Source organism: Microcoleus sp. A006_D1, from assembly GCF_036702805.1.
In the GTDB taxonomy this organism is placed as follows: Bacteria; Cyanobacteriota; Cyanobacteriia; order Cyanobacteriales; family Microcoleaceae; genus Microcoleus.
In genome coordinates this window covers 1-15808 of the sequence record NZ_JAUBVZ010000022.1, presented here as the reverse complement: position 1 = coordinate 15808, position 15808 = coordinate 1, and the positions used below count along the sequence as shown (strand labels likewise).

The window sequence follows — 15808 nt, the reverse complement described above, 5'->3', positions numbered from 1 at the left end:
GCCGAACTTTCTTCCTTCTAACAAATGAACTTAGAACACTGGTTACTCGATCGCGATATCACATTCCTCAATCACGGCTCCTTTGGGGCCTGTCCCATTCCCGTACTAGAAGCGCAAACCAGTTTTCGAGAACAACTCGAAAGAGAACCATTGCGCTTTTTAATGCGCGAATTTGAGCCTTTGTTAGACAATGCCAGAAATCAGTTAGCCGCATTTATCGGTGCGAGTGAGGAAGAGTTAGCCTTTGTGCCGAATGCTACCACTGGAGTCAATGCCGTTTTGCGATCGCTCTTTTTTGCTCCGGGCGACGAATTGCTAACCACAAATCAGGAATACAACGCCTGCCGCAACACCCTTGATTTTATCGCAGAGCGCACAGGCGCTAAAATAATAGTAGCAGAAGTACCATTCCCAATTGAGTCGCCAGAAGAAATTATTGAAGCCATAATTAAATGCGTTTCCCCGCAAACAAAATTAGCCTTACTAGACCACATTGTCAGCCAAACAGGTTTAATTTTTCCCATCAAACAGTTAGTTGGCGAATTAGGTAATCGCGGCGTAGATGTATTAGTAGACGGAGCTCATGCGCCGGGAATGGTAGCACTGAATTTAGAAGAAATCGGCGCCGCTTACTATACCGGAAATTGCCACAAATGGCTGTGCGCCCCGAAAGGTGCGGCTTTTCTGTACGTGCGGCGCGACAAACAAGATGGCATTCGGCCAACTACCATCAGTCACGGAGCCAACTCACCGCGCGCTGACAAATCGCGCTTTCAATTAGAATTTGACTGGATGGGAACAGTCGATCCAAGTCCCTATTTGTGCGTACCTGTAGCTATTAATTTTATGGGTTCTTTGTTGAGCGGCGGCTGGCCAGAATTGATGGCAAAAAATCATGCTTTAGCATTAGCTGGCAGACAGATATTAGCAGATAAATTAGATTTACCACTGCCTTGTCCCGATGAAATGGTGGGTTCTATGGCTGTTGTACCACTGCTTGATGAAAATTATGATGCGGCTGGAACCGGAGGAATTCCACCCTTGCAAGAGGCGCTGTGGCAAATTTTTAAAATAGAAGTGCCGGTGATTCCTTGGCCGGATACTAGCAAGCGGTTGGTGAGGATTTCAGCTCAGTTTTACAATACTTTGCCGCAATATGAATATTTGGCTAAGGCGCTAGTTGAGCTTACGGGAATTTCAGCGGGAGATTCCATTCAAAAAACATAACACTCAACTACAAACATTCAGAGGTTCGTAGTGAGGACTTCAGTCCTCTCCCACCCCGTTTGTAGTGAAGACTTCAGTCCTCTCCATATGAATAAAAGAAGAAGGACTAAAGTCCTGACTACGAACCAGTTTGGAGAATATAATGTATTCATAATCACATTTCCCATCCCAACAAAACGAAATGAAAAGAGGAGAATACGATGTCAAATGCCATGATGGTAATTTTCCCCTATCGCGAACAGTACACCTGGGTTTTTGACGACGAACGAGCCGGACTTATCCGAGAACCGTTTGTTCAGGGCGTACCCGAAATGATTGAAGTGCTCGTCGCAGATATTCCCAATGCCGATCGAGGCTTCCGACTTTTATTCTCAGCCAATCCATTTCCCGGATATCAAGCAGAAATGCTGTGGTTTAAAGCAGAATACGGCGGTAACTGGTATCGGTGGGAAGCGAAAAATCTCGAAGGCTGGCTGTGTCCGGCTTTGTTCAAATACTTTCCAGAAGCACCGCCCAAGTTTTACTGCAAAGCTGAAAAACTGCAATAATCAACAGCAAGTCAATGAAAAACTTGTCAATTTTTAAAAGAAACTTTGTTAAACCAGTCGATCGCGAATCTAGAAAAAAGCCCAAATTAGTCCTGTATATATTTTGGCTGTTTTTGCTAATTTTCACAGCCGCCATCTCCGCAGGAATCGGGGCAATTACCGCCCTCTTAGCCCCCGTGGAACCGCAAATTATTAGCAAAGTCCTAGACGCTACCGGCTTTAGCGATATATCCAACCGCCCAGGATACCGCCTATCGCGACCTGTTAATATATTGATCCTGGGAATTGACCGCGTGCCGGAAGCATCAGCCAATTCCCGTAAGATTTTTAACGGCCGCAGCGATACAATACTTTTATTCCACCTCGATCCTAGAGATAAATCTATTAGTTTGCTTTCAATTCCGCGAGATACAAAAGTAGCAATTCCCGGAATTCGCTTCAGCAAAATTAACGAAGCCAACGCTAGAGGAGGAGCAGTTTTGGCGGCTCGATTGGTTAGCAGTATCCTGAACAATTTGACAATAGAAAGATACGTGCGAGTCAGCAGCGCTGCGTTTCGGGAATTAGTCGATTTGTTGGACGGAGTTGAGGTATTTGTACCTCGCGCGATGTCCTATACAGATACCGCCCAAAAGTTAAGAATAAACTTAGCACAGGGATGGCAAACTCTCAACGGAGAACAAGCAGAACAATTTGCTCGATTTCGCAACGACGGTTTAGGAGATATCGGCCGCATTCAGCGACAGCAATCTTTAATTCAAGCTATTCGGAACCGCCTCGCAAGTCCCTCAGTATTGGTGCGCTTGCCGGAAATTGTGCGATTGATGCAAAAATATGTGGATACAAACCTAAATTTTGAGGAAATATTGACGATCGCAAATTTCGGTTTGCAATTGGAGCGAGATAATTTTAAAATGGTGATGTTGCCCGGACGTTCGAGTTCAGCACAAGGGGATTTGAGGAGTTATTGGATTTTAGATGCTGCTGGGCGCGATCGGATTATGACACAATATTTCAAGCAAAGCGTACCCGATTTTGCCCAAGGGCGATTTCGCAATCCCAGCCAGCCCGTTTCACCCAGCAGCCTCAAAATCGCCGTCCAAAACGCTTCTAGCAAACCGACAACCGCCAAAACCGTGGCTGGCTTTCTCAGAAAAAAGGGCTTTTCCAATGTATCTGTAGTCAAGGATTGGCCCGACAAGCAGCGCCAAAGTCAAATTATTGTGCAGCAAGGCGATTTAGAAGCAGCAAATCTCCTGCAAAAAGCGCTAGGCGACGGTAAAATCGAAGCATCTTCTACTGGTGAAATCGAGTCGGACTTGACACTGCGCGTCGGCGAAGATTGGGTAAAGCGATTTTAATTAGTCATTAGTCATTAGTCATTAGTCATCAGTCATCAGTCAACAGTCAACAGTCAACAGTCAACAGTCAACAATGCCCAATGCCCAATGCCCCATTCCCCATTCCCATCATCATGAAAAGTGTATTCCGAATTTTGCTGAGCCTTATTTTAAGTTTAGTGTTGGCTTTTGGATGGGTACTGCTGAGTGCTACTCCGGCATTTGCACTACCGAAAACAATTATTAATTATACAAATATTAATTTGTCCGATCGCGATTTCTCGAATTCTGACTTAGCCGGGGGAACATTCGTCGCTGCTGAAATGCGGGGAACCAACTTTCAAGGCGCTGATTTAACCAATGCGATTTTGACTAAGGGAGTCTTGCTGAATGCCAACTTATCAGGCGCCAACCTCTCCGGTGCTTTGGCAGATAGAATTACATTTGATGGTGCTAATTTGACGAATGCTAATTTTACTGAAGCAATTATGACTCGAACTCGGTTTTTTGATGCTGCCATTTCCGGCGCTGATTTTACGGACGCGATTATCGACGCTTATCAAGTAACAATGATGTGCGAAAAAGCAGATGGCGTCAATCCCGTAACGGGAGTTTCTACGCGAGAAAGTTTGGGATGTTCGTAGAAATTCAAAGTTACAGGAATTGTACATTAGGGGCTAGAAACCGGGTTTCTACGAGTTTTGGGTTGAGTCACCAGACACCTACAAAGAAACCGGGTTTCTGAGATAGCGCCAGGGGCTAGAAACCGGGTTTCTACGAGTTTTTCGGTTTAGCAACAAGAAATCTCAAAAGAAACCCGGTTTCTGAGTACAGCCGGCATCAATGACATCCGTTAAATCCGCTACATCCGCTACATCCGCTACAAAATCCGTTGCCGAACTTGCTTCTATCGAGCGCGACAAATGCCTGTGTTCGCAGTACCAAATACCAAGTCAGAATTCAACAGCAAATCTAAATCAGTGTCGGGATTAACAGCATACAAATCGACTTTATCTCGCCCCAAAAATACCCCAACTAAAGTCCCGACTCCCGCGCCACCTAGTACCTCTTCAGTTGCGATCGCCCGATCGCCCGTAACTCCCGCAATCGCCGCCGCCGCTGCTGCACCCAAAGCCGTATTCTTAATCAGATTACCAACATTCACGCCCTTAGTCACTGTTTCTTTGCGAGTAATTACTCGCGAAGTAGCATTCAGAGGCACTCTGCTACCGTTGATGATACTCAATTCCTGGGCCACAAACTGAACGCCCGCAGCAGTCGATCGCAATTCGCCACTAATTTTCGATCCTTCAGGTATCAAAACTTTGCCATTACTCCCGGCGATATCCGCAGCCACAGTCAGAGTAATCGGAGACTTGTCATTGGGGCCGAGCAAAATCTTGCCTTTGGCGTACTCGATAGGAATAGTCACCCCGCTGGGGATTTTCACAGCAACACTCTGGCCAATATCAATTTTAGCAATGTAAGGAGAATTAATTGCTTTTGCTTGATTTGTACTGACTAATGTTTGATAGATAAAAGCAGCTACTTCAGCCCGTGTTGCTGACTGGTTGGGTTTCAGAGATTTAGGATTGGGATAGCTGACAACCAACTGTTTTTCAGTAGCAGCCGCCACGCTTTTGACAGCATAACTTTGAATTTCACCCGCATCGTTATAGTAGCTGAGAACATCTTGAAAATTGCAAGTAGGCTCATAGCCCAGCCCGTTATTTAAAGCGACTACAACTTGAACGCGAGGAATCTGCTGCATCGGCCTGAAAACATTGCCGGGATAGCCAGACATCCATCCCATTTCATAAGCTTCTGCGATCGCCCCCCGCGCCCAAAAATTAGACGAAACATCCGCAAAACCTACAGCAGCGCGGGTTTTTGCCTTTTTTACCGAACGGATCATTGCCGCGAATTCTGCCCGCGTTACCAGTGCATCTGGGCGGAAAGTGCGATCGGGAAAACCTTTGATAATGCCTCTTTCTGACAAATCTTGAATAAAGTCTTTTGCCCAGTAATTATTATTAACATCAGAAAAAGCTGTTTGAGCAAAAGCAGGCGCGGGCGTTAGCATCGGCGCGGCGGTTCCGGCAACGGTTGCCAATGTTAATAAAACAGATGTGCCGATTTTTATGCGTTGAAATACAGACATTTTTGATACTCCAATTTACACAAGTTTTTTATTGAGAAAAAAGCAAGCCTTTGTCCGGCTATTTATCGTTGATTGATTCTTGCCTAGCTTGCTCTTGTGCTCAGTGATGTCATCATTATTAAATGCTTTTATTTATGGCGAGGGGAAGATACGGTCTTTTAAAATAAATATTATTCTGCTGATTATTGGCTTTTAAAATGCTTAAATTCCTTAAATCCCTTAAATTCCTTATGTTCCTTATCTACCTTAAACTTATACAGGAATTGCCCAGAATGTCTATATGTATGGTGGCAGAAGATCGCTTTTTCGGTAAGTGCAGAGGACGCACGAGGGCGCAGAAACCGGGTTTTTTACGGCAACTGTACGCTGCGACAAAGTATTTCTGTGAAAAAACCCGGTTTCTTGATTAGCCGTACATCCTATACTAACAACTGACAACTGACAACTGTGAACTGTCAACTGTCAACTGACTAATGACTAATAGCAACTAGCGGTTCCCAACTTGTCACATCTTCAAATAAAGACTGATAGCCGACTGCATTAGGATGAAGACCATCCGAAGTTAGACAAGAACTACACCAAATATTACCACGATCGATCCATTTATCAAAAATATCTAAATAGGGAATCTCCCGCTCCAAACAAGCTAACTTTGTGGCTTCTTTATAGCGATACTGGTCGGCGTGATTGTAGTACAAACAATCTTGAAAAGGCATTTTACTTTCATCCACTGGCACCATCCCGACAAATATCACTGGACAAAGTTGTTGGGACAGGTTTAACAAGTTATCCAAAACAGTTTTAAAGTGTTCAAAATCAGTATAATTGCGCCCGGTAAGCGACTGCACTCTCGCCGAATCGTTGAGGCCTACGGAAAGAATAATCGCATCCGGGACGCGGTTTCTGATCTCGCCGCGGTGCCGAAACTCGTTTTCGAGCCGCTGGGCGACTTGATGGGCGCGATCGCCCCGAACGCCCAAATTGTATAAAACGTGTCCTGCACTCTCCGTTAACATCCACTGTCGCCGCAGTCTTTCCACCCAACCACCGCCTACACCGTCGCCAAAACCGTAGATTAAACTGTCGCCAAAAGCAACCAATTTGAGGGGATGAGAATTTACCCGATGCAAGTGACCAAGAGAATAGGCTGTTCCTGCCTGCATAAGCAATGATACTCAGTTAGTAATTTTGAATCTTGACATACTAGACTAGAATGTAACATTAGATAAAGTAGGTAATCTCATGGTTAAGCGTCCAACCTTCGATTCAACTCAGCTAACCCGTCGGGCGGAAGAGTTGATCGGTGCTGCATCCAACCGCTATCGGATCACGGTGCAAGTGGCGAACCGCGCCAAACGCCGTCGCTATGAAGATTTCGAGAATATGGACGACACTCAAATGATGAAGCCTGTGATGCGGGCAATATTTGAGATGTCGGATGAACTGACTCAGCCAGAAATTATCGGAGACATCTAGACTTCGGCAGTTTTGGGTTTTGAGTGTTGAATTGCCAGCAATTTTTGTTAACTCAAAACTCAAAACTTTCTCAAACTAGACTGGCGTGGATGGGCGATAAATTAGGTTTATTTATGCAATTATTCTATTTTTGAAATTATTGTCAAAACCGTGAAAAAGAGATTAAAGCTGGGCTTAAGTTTTCTGTTGATTACTTTGATTGTGGCGATGTTCACGCTTTTGAGTTGGGTATTTGAATCGGGCGAACTTGGTCTGTCGGCGATGGAACCTTTGCTGCTGCGGAACTCCTCGTCGGCGCGGGTGGGGCTGGTTGCTCAAGAATCGGCGCCGCAGCAAGTGAGGGTGCAAGATGCTTGGAAATTTGTGTATGAAAAATTGCCGGATTTGCCGATCGAGAATAACTACATTTCTCAGGAAACTGGAAAAGTAGATCCTACCAATACTTTAGTCGGGCGGTTGATTAGATATCACGTATTTGTAAAGGGGCGGCCGCCGAATTTCCGCTTTGATTGGAAGTTGAGTTTAGCTGACTATCTGGGGGCGACTCCCGATTATTTGGTGGAAGATGTGTATCCGGGAAAGGATGTTTTGCGATCGAATCCGATGGAACGCGATCGCACTGCTATTCAAAGTTTAAATAGAGTACAGCGGGATGCTTTGGTTCAAGCTTTGGTTGATGTTTTTACCGAGACTTCCGGGTATGGGCGGACGCCGGCGGCGGGCGAAAAACCACAAGGGCGCGAGACTTCCCCGGAACTACAGCAGCCGCAGCCGGGAGATGCGAAGTTGCTGATACCTTGACAGTTGACAGTTGACAGTTGACAGTTGACAGTTGAGTGAGACTTCTACCTGGAAGTCCGAGGATTCGAGTAATGAATAGTCTTGTTTTAATTTCTCGCCTTTAAGGCTTGGGGCTTTAAACCAATTCTTTCTGGTAAGCTTCGACGAGGCCTAGAAACCGGGTTTTTGGCAGATCTGCCGGGTGCAGCGAAGTATTTCGGCAAAAACCCGGTTTCTCGACAGCAGCGGGTAAGTTCTAAAATCAGCCAATCAGCTAATCAATCTAAAATCCAAAATCGCTTGATGGAACGTGTAATTAAGACGGGTGTGGGCTGGCGTTTGGGATGGAGTCCCGAGGCCCGGGAGTTTCAGGGTTTGGTGGCTGGGGAGGGTTGGGCGATCGAACTCACGGAGGCCGAGTTAAACGATTTTTGCCGATTGCTGGGACAATTAGCCGACACAATCAGTCAAATGACCTCGGAGCTCATGGACGAGGAAAAAATCGCCATTGAAGCTGAAAGTGAGTGGCTGTGGGTGCAGGTAGAAGGCTATCCCGAGGCTTACAGCGTGCAGTTGATCTTGAATGCTGGCCGGAGATGCGAGGGTTTTTGGCCAGTGGCTGCGGCGCCCGGTTTGGTGCAGGCGGCCAAAGTTTTAAAAGTTTTTTGACTTTTTCGGGAATTCCATGTTAAGATATTAAAGCTGTCGGGGCGTAGCGCAGCTTGGTAGCGCACTACTTTGGGGTAGTAGGGGTCGTGGGTTCAAATCCCGCCGCTCCGATTGTAATCTAAACCTTATGGCATAGCCATTTAGGAGTCTCACTTAATTCCCGGTTAACGGTTTCCACTCAAAATCCACCGATCGGGTTTCTGAGTCTAACCAAAAAAGGGGCTAACCACCCCTAACATTAAGATTTATGTCCCACTACCGTAGGTTTCCCCTACGGTTTTTTTATTGGTTGAGGTGCGGATTGCTAGTGCGAGACGATCGCGAGCCACACCAAAATTTTGCACTACAAGTATGCTACAAATAGAAGGTAGCTCGTGTCTCCGCAAGAGGTTTGCTCGTGACAAATCCCACTCTTGGCAACAATTTCAACTTAATAGTGCCCGCAGGAACCCAAATTGTCACCAAAATTGAGGTCAAAAATCCCGGCGGCGACCAATCTTGGAAACAGGGCGCAGTAGGTGTCATTGTCAAATCGCCTACAGACAATTCCCACGCATATTCAGTCAAACTCCCAGACGGAACAGAAGTTAGTCTGCGGCGACACGAATTCAGCATCCGCAAACAGTTTCAGAGCGAAGGATTAGAGTTGGGAGGAGATTTTCTCGCCGAATACAACCTCTATGATTCTGTAATTTATCGCTGCATTGTTGGTTCGAGAGCTTACGGTTTGGATAACGAGCAATCCGATACAGACAGGCGCGGGATTTACCAGCCGCCGGCAATACTTCATTGGTCGCTTTACGGCGTTCCTGAACAATTGGAAAATAAGGAAAATCAAGAATGCTATTGGGAACTGCAAAAGTTTCTGGTTTTGGCGCTGAAAGCTAATCCCAACGTGCTCGAATGTTTGTACACGCCTTTGGTAGAAACTATTTCTCCTGTAGCAGCAGAATTGCTGGAAATTCGGGAAATATTTCTTTCGCAATTGGTTTATCAAACTTACAATAGCTACGTTTTGTCGCAGTTTAAAAAGATGGAGCAAGACTTGCGGAATACTGGGGAAATTCGCTGGAAGCACGCAATGCACTTGATTCGCTTGCTGCTGTCAGGAATTACGGTACTTAATCAGGGGTTTGTGCCGGTTCGGGTGCAGGATTTTCGATCGCAACTTTTGGCTATCCGCAATCAGGAAATCTCCTGGGATGAGGTGAATCGCTGGCGGTTGAGCTTGCACGGTGAGTTCGATCGCGCTTTTGCTGAAACTAAGTTACCGGAACGTCCTAATTACGAGCAGGCTAATCTGTTTTTGATTAAATCGCGTCAAAGTGCGATCGGAAGTTGATTTAGAATTCGGCGATTGAAATCGCTTCTTGTCAAACAAAGTCCGCCTCCGCGGACTGAAAGAATTGATAATTTTTATTTGTAAATTTTGGAAGATCATGGTAGAATACATCTCCGAATTAGTCAAAATTATCTCCGATCGACCTTACCCGCTGTTGTTTGCGACTGTCAGCGGCTCGCACTTATACGGTTTTCCTTCCCCAGATTCTGACTTCGATTTGCGGGGAGTACATATCTTACCGCTACCGAAGGTAATTGGACTGATTTCGGGAGACGAAACCATCGAAGTTTCGGAAGTTCGGGAGGCAATTGAACTCGATTTAAGTAGGTAGGCGGAATTAAACTCAGTTATGTAACAGTATGTAAATAGGGCTGACTTAGCCACGCTTAGGGCATTTTGATACTTTACAATCGTTTACATAATTGCGTTTTACAGCGCCTACCTACTTAGCACAGCTTTACCGCAAACGCAATAATCCAGAACTCGCACAACAATATTACAACACAGCCCATCAAATCTTTCAACAATTGGGAGCCACGAAAGACTTAGAAAGAATCGAGCGAGAGTGGGAATCCGATTAATTTTAATCAATAAATTCCGCAGGCGATAGGTGAAAAAACTCAGCTAATTTCTGAATTTGACTCTCAACCCTTCTCTAAGCAAGCAACCTGTCAACCCTTCGACAAGCTCAGGGCAAGCTGTCCACTGTCCACTGTCAACTGTCAACTGTCAACTGTCCACTGCTATATCACCATTCCTTACCCGAACTCGGCGGCAAGCGCAACCTGGGAAATCGATAAAAAGTATCGCCTTCATCATCCACCTCAAAAACAGCAGAAAAAATTTTAACTTGGCGGTTTAAATATTGCTGAGCAACTTCAGCCTCAACCCTCGCCATCGCCGCCAATTGAATCAGCGAAACCTGACTGTTTTGAGTTTCCAACAACTGATAAAAAGCCTCATCCAACTGCCGCTTTTGCTTGCTTTCATTCAGATTGTTTACAATCAACAACCCTGCAAATCCGCTCAAACCAATTACCAATAAAAATTCTAAAATTGCCATAATATCGTTCTAGTTAGTAGATTGAATAACGAAGATGATTGTGTAGAAAATAGACCTTTTATAGCAATCGCCACAGCGGTTAGGACATAAATAACCTCATGAATAGAGCCTCCTAACCCATAGCCTAAACGGTTTGATTTCCTGATTCTGCAACTGTCAACTGTCCACTGTCAACTGTCCACTGCTATATATGAATCATCAATTGATACATAAACCGCAGATTTAATGTAGAAAAACACAGATGCAACGCAGATAATCTCAAGATAATTTGAGGATAAATGCAATGGGTCTAATAATGATATTAATTGAATTTCCACTTATAGCGGTTCTCAAAAAAGTGAGGAGAGCCTCATGCCCTATGCCCTATGCCCTATGCCCTATGCCCTATGCTGGAAGCGTACCTGATATGAGATCTCGAAAGGCTATATCTGATTAATTCTTCCAGCCCGCGGAGGCAGTCTTTGTTTGTGTAGAAACGATTTCAATCGCCCTCTTTCTTGGTTTATGCTTCTAGCCCGCAGAGGCGGGCTTTATTTCTGTAGAAGCGATGTCAATCGCCGTCACGGATCAAACTTGAGGTTGCACCAAGTTTTCCTTGCCTTTAATCACCTTAGCAGATACAATTTTGTCTCCCTGCTTCAGTTGTTCCAACACCTCTTTTCCTTCAATCACGTAACCAAAAACAGCATACCGACCGTCCAAAAGATTCAAGCCAGCGGGCGTAAGTTCGGGTTCAAACAAGAAAAAGAAAAACTGAGAAGAACCGCTGTCAGGATCGGCTTCAGCGCGGGCCATTGCCACAGTACCGAAAGCCGAAAAAGGCAAAACAGGCTCGTCGCGATAGCGCCCCGCATCTTCTAAAGTAATCCCGTAAACAGGCTCTTTTTCATCTCTCACAAGCACTTCTAGCGGGACATTCCGGTATTTGCCACTACCAGGGTCAATGAAGCCCTCTTCCTTGCCTGCGGGGTCTCCGGTTTGCAAAACATAGGATTCTTCCGATCGAATAAACGGCAAACCGTCATAAAAACCTCGATCGACCAAATCCACAAAATTACCAGCAGTCACCGGGGCGCTGTAGCCGTCAAGCACAAGAGTAATTTTGCCCTTTTCGGTGTCCACAGCCACAGTAGCGCGCCCTTTGAGTTGAGGCAGATTAGCATACTTGGCGGGCACTTCAAACGGAAACTTTGTCACCATCAACTCTTCGATTTCGCCTACCGAACCGAGGATTGTAGCTTTCAAGTCAATCACTTTTTCCCTGTCTTTAGCCTCAACAGCCTTTTCCAGTTCAGTAATTCCCTCCTTGACTCGTACAACTAACGCCTCAGCTTCCGGCTTTTTCGCATCGGGAATACTCACTAAAATGTCAGACTCCCGCAGGTTGAGAATCCTCGAAGCCTTGCTGACATCGCTGCTAATCGGCCCCCAACGTTTAGAACGGATGTGGTTGCCAATGTCTTCGAGACTAATTTGCAACTCTCGCACAGTCTGATTGTCAAGAGGTAGCGCGAAACGCAGCAGCGCCCGGCCGTCGGTAATCGCATTCCCCGCAGGCATACTGCTGCTGGGGCGTTTGGCGTGGGACACTGCACTGAAACTCAGGGAGAGTGCGAACAGCAGGATTGCTAAAGCGGCGGTTTTGACCCAACGCTTGCACGTATCGATCGAGAAATTCTGCCAATGCAACATAACTTTAACTTTTATTGCCTCTATTATCTTCCCACAGCGCGCGATCGCCGAATCTCGCTGACATCGGTTAGGCGCATCCGTTGCCCAACTTGGAGCCTAAGAGAGCTTTTTAGCTTTCCATACAGCACTTGCCCCCTTTGAACGGTAAAATAAATTGCCAATTGCTTTTTGATGCCGTCAGCTAGACTGCGGCTTTAAGCTGACTGTAGTTCCCCCGCGCCCCCCCGGCGACGGGATTGCCCGCAAAAATTTATATGATTTCAAGTAACGACTTTCGGACAGGTGTTTCAATTGAATGGAATAATGGCGTGTGGCGGGTGATCGAATTCCTCCACGTCAAGCCAGGAAAAGGCTCAGCTTTTGTGCGGACAAAATTAAAAAATGTCCAAACCGGAAACGTGGTAGAACAAACTTTCCGGGCCGGCGAGACTATGCCTCAAGCCAATCTCGAAAAGAACGTGATGCAGCATACCTATAAAGAAGGCGACCAGTTCATCTTTATGGATATGGAAACTTACGAGGAAAGCACTCTGACTGCCAAGCAAATTGGCGATCGTGTCAAATACCTCAGTGAAGGGATGGAAGTCAGCATTCTGCGCTGGAACGAGCAAATCATGGAAGTGGAACTGCCCAACTCTGTTGTCTTAGAAGTGACACAAACCGATCCCGGAGTCAAAGGAGATACTGCCACCGGCGGCAGCAAACCCGCCATCCTCTCCACCGGCGCTCAGATAATGGTGCCTCTGTTTATTTCCATTGGAGAACGGATTCGGATCGATACTCGTGAAGACAAGTACCTCGGTCGAGAGTAGAAACTACGGAGGAAAAAGGAGTTTTTAGTTCAGAGCTTTTAGTTCAGGGTTAAATAGCTAAAAATTTAAGTCTCATGGCTCCAAGCTCAAAAAGTACCCCTTTTTTCTCCAAAATAGTGTAGATTATCCTCGCTTCCCCGCCTTCCAATTTTCAATTTTCAATTCTCAATTCTCAATTATTAATTACCCTTGAATCTGCTGTGCAACTAGACTTAAACCAGCTTTGCGAACTGCTAACTGTTTTAGACAAAACTGGCATTTCGGAACTGACGTTAAAAAGTGGGGAGCTTGAACTGACAGTACGCAAAGGCATTCTGGCAAGCTCGCCAGAAACGGCTGCTGCGCTCCCTGCTGCCGCGCCGAGTGTCTCTGGGATCGCCTTGGGTGCTGTGGCTAGCCCCAGTGCAGTGTCACCGGATGCTGTCGGTCAAAATATAGGAACGGCTCTGGTCGCTCCTGCACCCGCCACTCCTACCGCCGTACCCGCTCCTGTGTCTGCCCCTGTCGATACCAAATGGGTGTCAATTATCTCGCCGATGGTAGGAACCTTTTATCGTGCTGCTGCTCCCGATGAGCCGCCTTTTGTGAATGTGGGCGATCGCATCAAGGTCAGCCAGACAGTCTGTATAATCGAAGCGATGAAGCTGATGAACGAGATTGATGCTGATGAAGTGTCCGGTCAAGTGATGGAAATTTTAGTGCAAAATGGCGAACCTGTCGAATACGGTCAAGTTTTGATGCGAATTAATCCGGATTGAAGCATTACTTTATTGTTATGGACAGAATAAATGTTAATATTTCGAGATCACTTCTCTCCGGTGAGTTTGATGAAGTCATCCCAGCCTGTCCCGCAAGAGGTTGTGCAACAAGTTGCTGAGTATTTCAGTATTTTGAGCGAGCCAATGCGTTTACGAATTTTGAACTTGCTTCGCGACGGCGAAAAATGCGTGCAAGAGTTGGTGGAAGCTACTCAAACGAGTCAAGCCAATGTTTCTAAGCACCTAAAACTCATGCTCCAAGCTGGTATCCTCACTCGCCGGAGTGAAGGTACTTCCGCCTATTATAAGGTGCAGGACGAGTTAATTTTCGAGCTGTGCAATATGGTGTGCGATCGGCTTGCCACCAGGATCGAACAGCAAGCCCTCAACTTTCGGGCATTTAGCCTGACTACCAAGCACTGAAAATTAGTCATCAGTCATGAGTCATGAGTCATGAGTCATGAGTCATGAGTCATGAGTCATGAGTCATCAGTTATATCAAATCCAGTAACTACGGAATTATACCCTGCAAGCGAGCGGGACGCTTGGCTCCGCGATCCGAAGCGAGCGGTACGGCACTGCACTCCGATAATTATTATCAATCCCTACTTTCTGCATTTAGACTAAGGACTAAGGACTAAGGACTAAGGACTAATGACTAATGACTAATGACTGATGAATCAAAAGTTAGCGAAGGGGAAAATTTTTGTCAAAAATTTGGCGGGTACTCGGCTGAGACACCTCCAAACCTTCGCCCCCCAAAAGTTCCAAAGGCTTGCCTTCCACCGAAATCCAAACCTTGGTATTCGGTTTTAAACTTGTAGCCGTATAGATAACTTGCCCTAACCGGCTCGTCATTGAACTGCTGCCTCCCCCCGAAGTAAATTCACGCGACAAATCGACATAAACTTCGTCATTCTTGACACTCAAACTCCGGAGTTTTGTCCCCTTAGGAATTTCGCTAGAAACAGTTGCATCCTTCGGCCCAGCCAACAAACTGTTAAAAGCAGCTTGTAAAGTTGCATCAGGCTTGTCAGCTTGTTTGACAGCTACTTTTGTAGGAATTCCCTCAAATTTGCCGATCGCATCTTTAACCCAGTAGACTTGAACTGTCTGGGCATCCGTTGGCTGCAAAGGCTTTGGCTGTGGCGACTGTGGCGACTGTGGTGCCACAGGGGTAGGCCTCTGAGCTTGAGGCGTCTGAACCTGTGGTATCTGAGCCTGCGGCACCTGGACAGGAGTTGGAGGGGGTACGGGGATAATCACAGCAGGGGATTCCACAGGACTTGGGGACAGCGCCGGAGCGGTTGTCGGAGCAGAAGACTGCGTGTCTGCGGTTGGCGAACGGTTCGCCGTCCACCAGGCAATGCCCCCTCCAGTTACTAAAGCCAACCCGCAAACACCGGCAATGACTGCTGCTGTGGAGACGTGGCGTACTTCTTGTCCATCTTTCATAATACAAATCCTCCTTACAGATAGAGTGCTTGGGACGGTGAGGAGCAACTCCCGATCGGCTACATTTGTCTATGGTGAGATTCTCGAATCGAGACAATTGCATTGCTGCTAACGAACACTCTACGCCAAGTCGAACATATTCTGAATCCGACTATGGGCATCCTAGACCATAATATGAGATTTCGCGCGTCGAGTATGTCGCATTGTATCTCGATCGACCTAGTGGCTATATTCTATAGTAATCATAAAAATTAACGGATGGAAGAAAGTTCGGCAACGGGTTCTGTCACTAATTTAACCGAGCTAACGGATAAAAGCGATGGATGTTGATGGAAAAAGGAAAAAAAATGGCTGTGGCGGATTTAACCGAGCTAACGGATAAAAGCAAGAAGAAAGTCGATCAAAAAATTCCCAAACAAAAAGCGCCCCTATTTCTAGGAGCGCTTTTTGTCAATCTCAGACTAAAACTTAGCCGTTGATGGAAG

Annotated in this window: 19 protein-coding genes and 1 tRNA gene; 15 read left to right on the top strand and 5 right to left on the bottom strand. The window is 46.1% G+C overall.

What is annotated here, in order from left to right:
* Positions 1–24 precede the first annotated feature (24 nt).
* The 4 genes from QUB68_RS26795 to QUB68_RS26780 all read left to right on the top strand — a co-directional run bounded on the left by QUB68_RS26795 (position 25) and on the right by QUB68_RS26780 (position 3759).
* Positions 25–1227 (top strand): aminotransferase class V-fold PLP-dependent enzyme, encoded by a 1203-nt coding sequence (locus QUB68_RS26795; RefSeq protein ID WP_332997967.1) that lies wholly within the window; start codon positions 25–27, stop codon positions 1225–1227.
* Between the two features lie 200 nt (positions 1228–1427).
* Positions 1428–1775, top strand: coding sequence for a DUF6717 family protein (locus QUB68_RS26790; RefSeq protein WP_332997966.1), 348 nt, complete (start codon positions 1428–1430; stop codon positions 1773–1775).
* A 14-nt stretch (positions 1776–1789) separates the two neighbouring features.
* Positions 1790–3136, top strand: a complete 1347-nt coding sequence (locus tag QUB68_RS26785) for an LCP family protein (protein ID WP_332997965.1) — start codon at positions 1790–1792, stop codon at positions 3134–3136.
* A gap of 80 nt (positions 3137–3216) precedes the next feature.
* Positions 3217–3759, top strand: a complete 543-nt coding sequence (locus QUB68_RS26780) for a pentapeptide repeat-containing protein (protein ID WP_442923132.1) — start codon at positions 3217–3219, stop codon at positions 3757–3759.
* A gap of 263 nt (positions 3760–4022) precedes the next feature.
* On the opposite strand, the gene QUB68_RS26775 is transcribed toward QUB68_RS26780, so the two are convergent.
* Both QUB68_RS26775 and QUB68_RS26770 read right to left on the bottom strand, forming a co-directional pair.
* A complete protein-coding gene (locus tag QUB68_RS26775) occupies positions 4023–5276 on the bottom strand; it encodes an S-layer homology domain-containing protein (protein ID WP_332997963.1) in 1254 nt (417 codons plus the stop codon).
* Between the two features lie 470 nt (positions 5277–5746).
* Complete coding sequence (locus tag QUB68_RS26770; protein ID WP_332997962.1) at positions 5747–6439, bottom strand: GDSL-type esterase/lipase family protein; 693 nt, start codon at positions 6437–6439, stop codon at positions 5747–5749.
* 79 nt (positions 6440–6518) lie between these two features.
* Here QUB68_RS26770 and QUB68_RS26765 point away from each other — a divergent pair, with 79 nt between their 5' ends.
* The 7 genes from QUB68_RS26765 to QUB68_RS26735 all read left to right on the top strand — a co-directional run bounded on the left by QUB68_RS26765 (position 6519) and on the right by QUB68_RS26735 (position 10124).
* Positions 6519–6752 (top strand): DNA-directed RNA polymerase subunit omega, encoded by a 234-nt coding sequence (locus QUB68_RS26765; protein WP_106148190.1) that lies wholly within the window; start codon positions 6519–6521, stop codon positions 6750–6752.
* A 150-nt stretch (positions 6753–6902) separates the two neighbouring features.
* Positions 6903–7553: a hypothetical protein gene (locus QUB68_RS26760; protein WP_332997961.1), complete on the top strand. Its 651-nt coding sequence runs from the start codon at positions 6903–6905 to the stop codon at positions 7551–7553.
* Positions 7554–7835: 282 nt separating this feature from the next.
* Positions 7836–8201 (top strand): DUF1818 family protein, encoded by a 366-nt coding sequence (locus QUB68_RS26755; RefSeq protein WP_332998037.1) that lies wholly within the window; start codon positions 7836–7838, stop codon positions 8199–8201.
* A 37-nt stretch (positions 8202–8238) separates the two neighbouring features.
* A tRNA-Pro gene (locus QUB68_RS26750) sits at positions 8239–8312 on the top strand.
* Between the two features lie 286 nt (positions 8313–8598).
* Positions 8599–9543 (top strand): nucleotidyltransferase domain-containing protein, encoded by a 945-nt coding sequence (locus QUB68_RS26745; RefSeq protein WP_332997960.1) that lies wholly within the window; start codon positions 8599–8601, stop codon positions 9541–9543.
* 97 nt (positions 9544–9640) lie between these two features.
* Entirely contained in the window at positions 9641–9874 is a 234-nt protein-coding gene (locus QUB68_RS26740; RefSeq protein WP_332997959.1) for a DNA polymerase beta superfamily protein, read from the top strand.
* A gap of 91 nt (positions 9875–9965) precedes the next feature.
* Entirely contained in the window at positions 9966–10124 is a 159-nt protein-coding gene (locus QUB68_RS26735; protein WP_332997958.1) for a hypothetical protein, read from the top strand.
* A gap of 167 nt (positions 10125–10291) precedes the next feature.
* Here the strand turns inward: QUB68_RS26735 and QUB68_RS26730 are convergent, their stop codons facing one another.
* Both QUB68_RS26730 and QUB68_RS26725 read right to left on the bottom strand, forming a co-directional pair.
* Complete coding sequence (locus tag QUB68_RS26730) at positions 10292–10606, bottom strand: hypothetical protein (RefSeq protein ID WP_332997957.1); 315 nt, start codon at positions 10604–10606, stop codon at positions 10292–10294.
* Positions 10607–11173: 567 nt separating this feature from the next.
* On the bottom strand, positions 11174–12298 hold the full coding sequence (locus tag QUB68_RS26725; RefSeq protein ID WP_332997956.1) for a peptidylprolyl isomerase: 1125 nt from the start codon (positions 12296–12298) through the stop codon (positions 11174–11176).
* 254 nt (positions 12299–12552) lie between these two features.
* Between QUB68_RS26725 and efp the strand changes: the two genes are divergently transcribed.
* The 3 genes from efp to QUB68_RS26710 all read left to right on the top strand — a co-directional run bounded on the left by efp (position 12553) and on the right by QUB68_RS26710 (position 14291).
* Complete coding sequence (gene efp, locus QUB68_RS26720) at positions 12553–13110, top strand: elongation factor P (RefSeq protein ID WP_332997955.1); 558 nt, start codon at positions 12553–12555, stop codon at positions 13108–13110.
* 200 nt (positions 13111–13310) lie between these two features.
* Complete coding sequence (gene accB, locus QUB68_RS26715) at positions 13311–13868, top strand: acetyl-CoA carboxylase biotin carboxyl carrier protein (RefSeq protein WP_332997954.1); 558 nt, start codon at positions 13311–13313, stop codon at positions 13866–13868.
* Between the two features lie 30 nt (positions 13869–13898).
* Positions 13899–14291, top strand: coding sequence for an ArsR/SmtB family transcription factor (locus tag QUB68_RS26710; RefSeq protein ID WP_332997953.1), 393 nt, complete (start codon positions 13899–13901; stop codon positions 14289–14291).
* 264 nt (positions 14292–14555) lie between these two features.
* Here QUB68_RS26710 and QUB68_RS26705 read toward each other — a convergent pair whose 3' ends face one another.
* Positions 14556–15323 (bottom strand): GerMN domain-containing protein, encoded by a 768-nt coding sequence (locus QUB68_RS26705; RefSeq protein WP_332997952.1) that lies wholly within the window; start codon positions 15321–15323, stop codon positions 14556–14558.
* A 329-nt stretch (positions 15324–15652) separates the two neighbouring features.
* Between QUB68_RS26705 and QUB68_RS26700 the strand changes: the two genes are divergently transcribed.
* Positions 15653–15802, top strand: a complete 150-nt coding sequence (locus tag QUB68_RS26700; RefSeq protein WP_332997951.1) for a hypothetical protein — start codon at positions 15653–15655, stop codon at positions 15800–15802.
* Positions 15803–15808 lie beyond the last annotated feature (6 nt).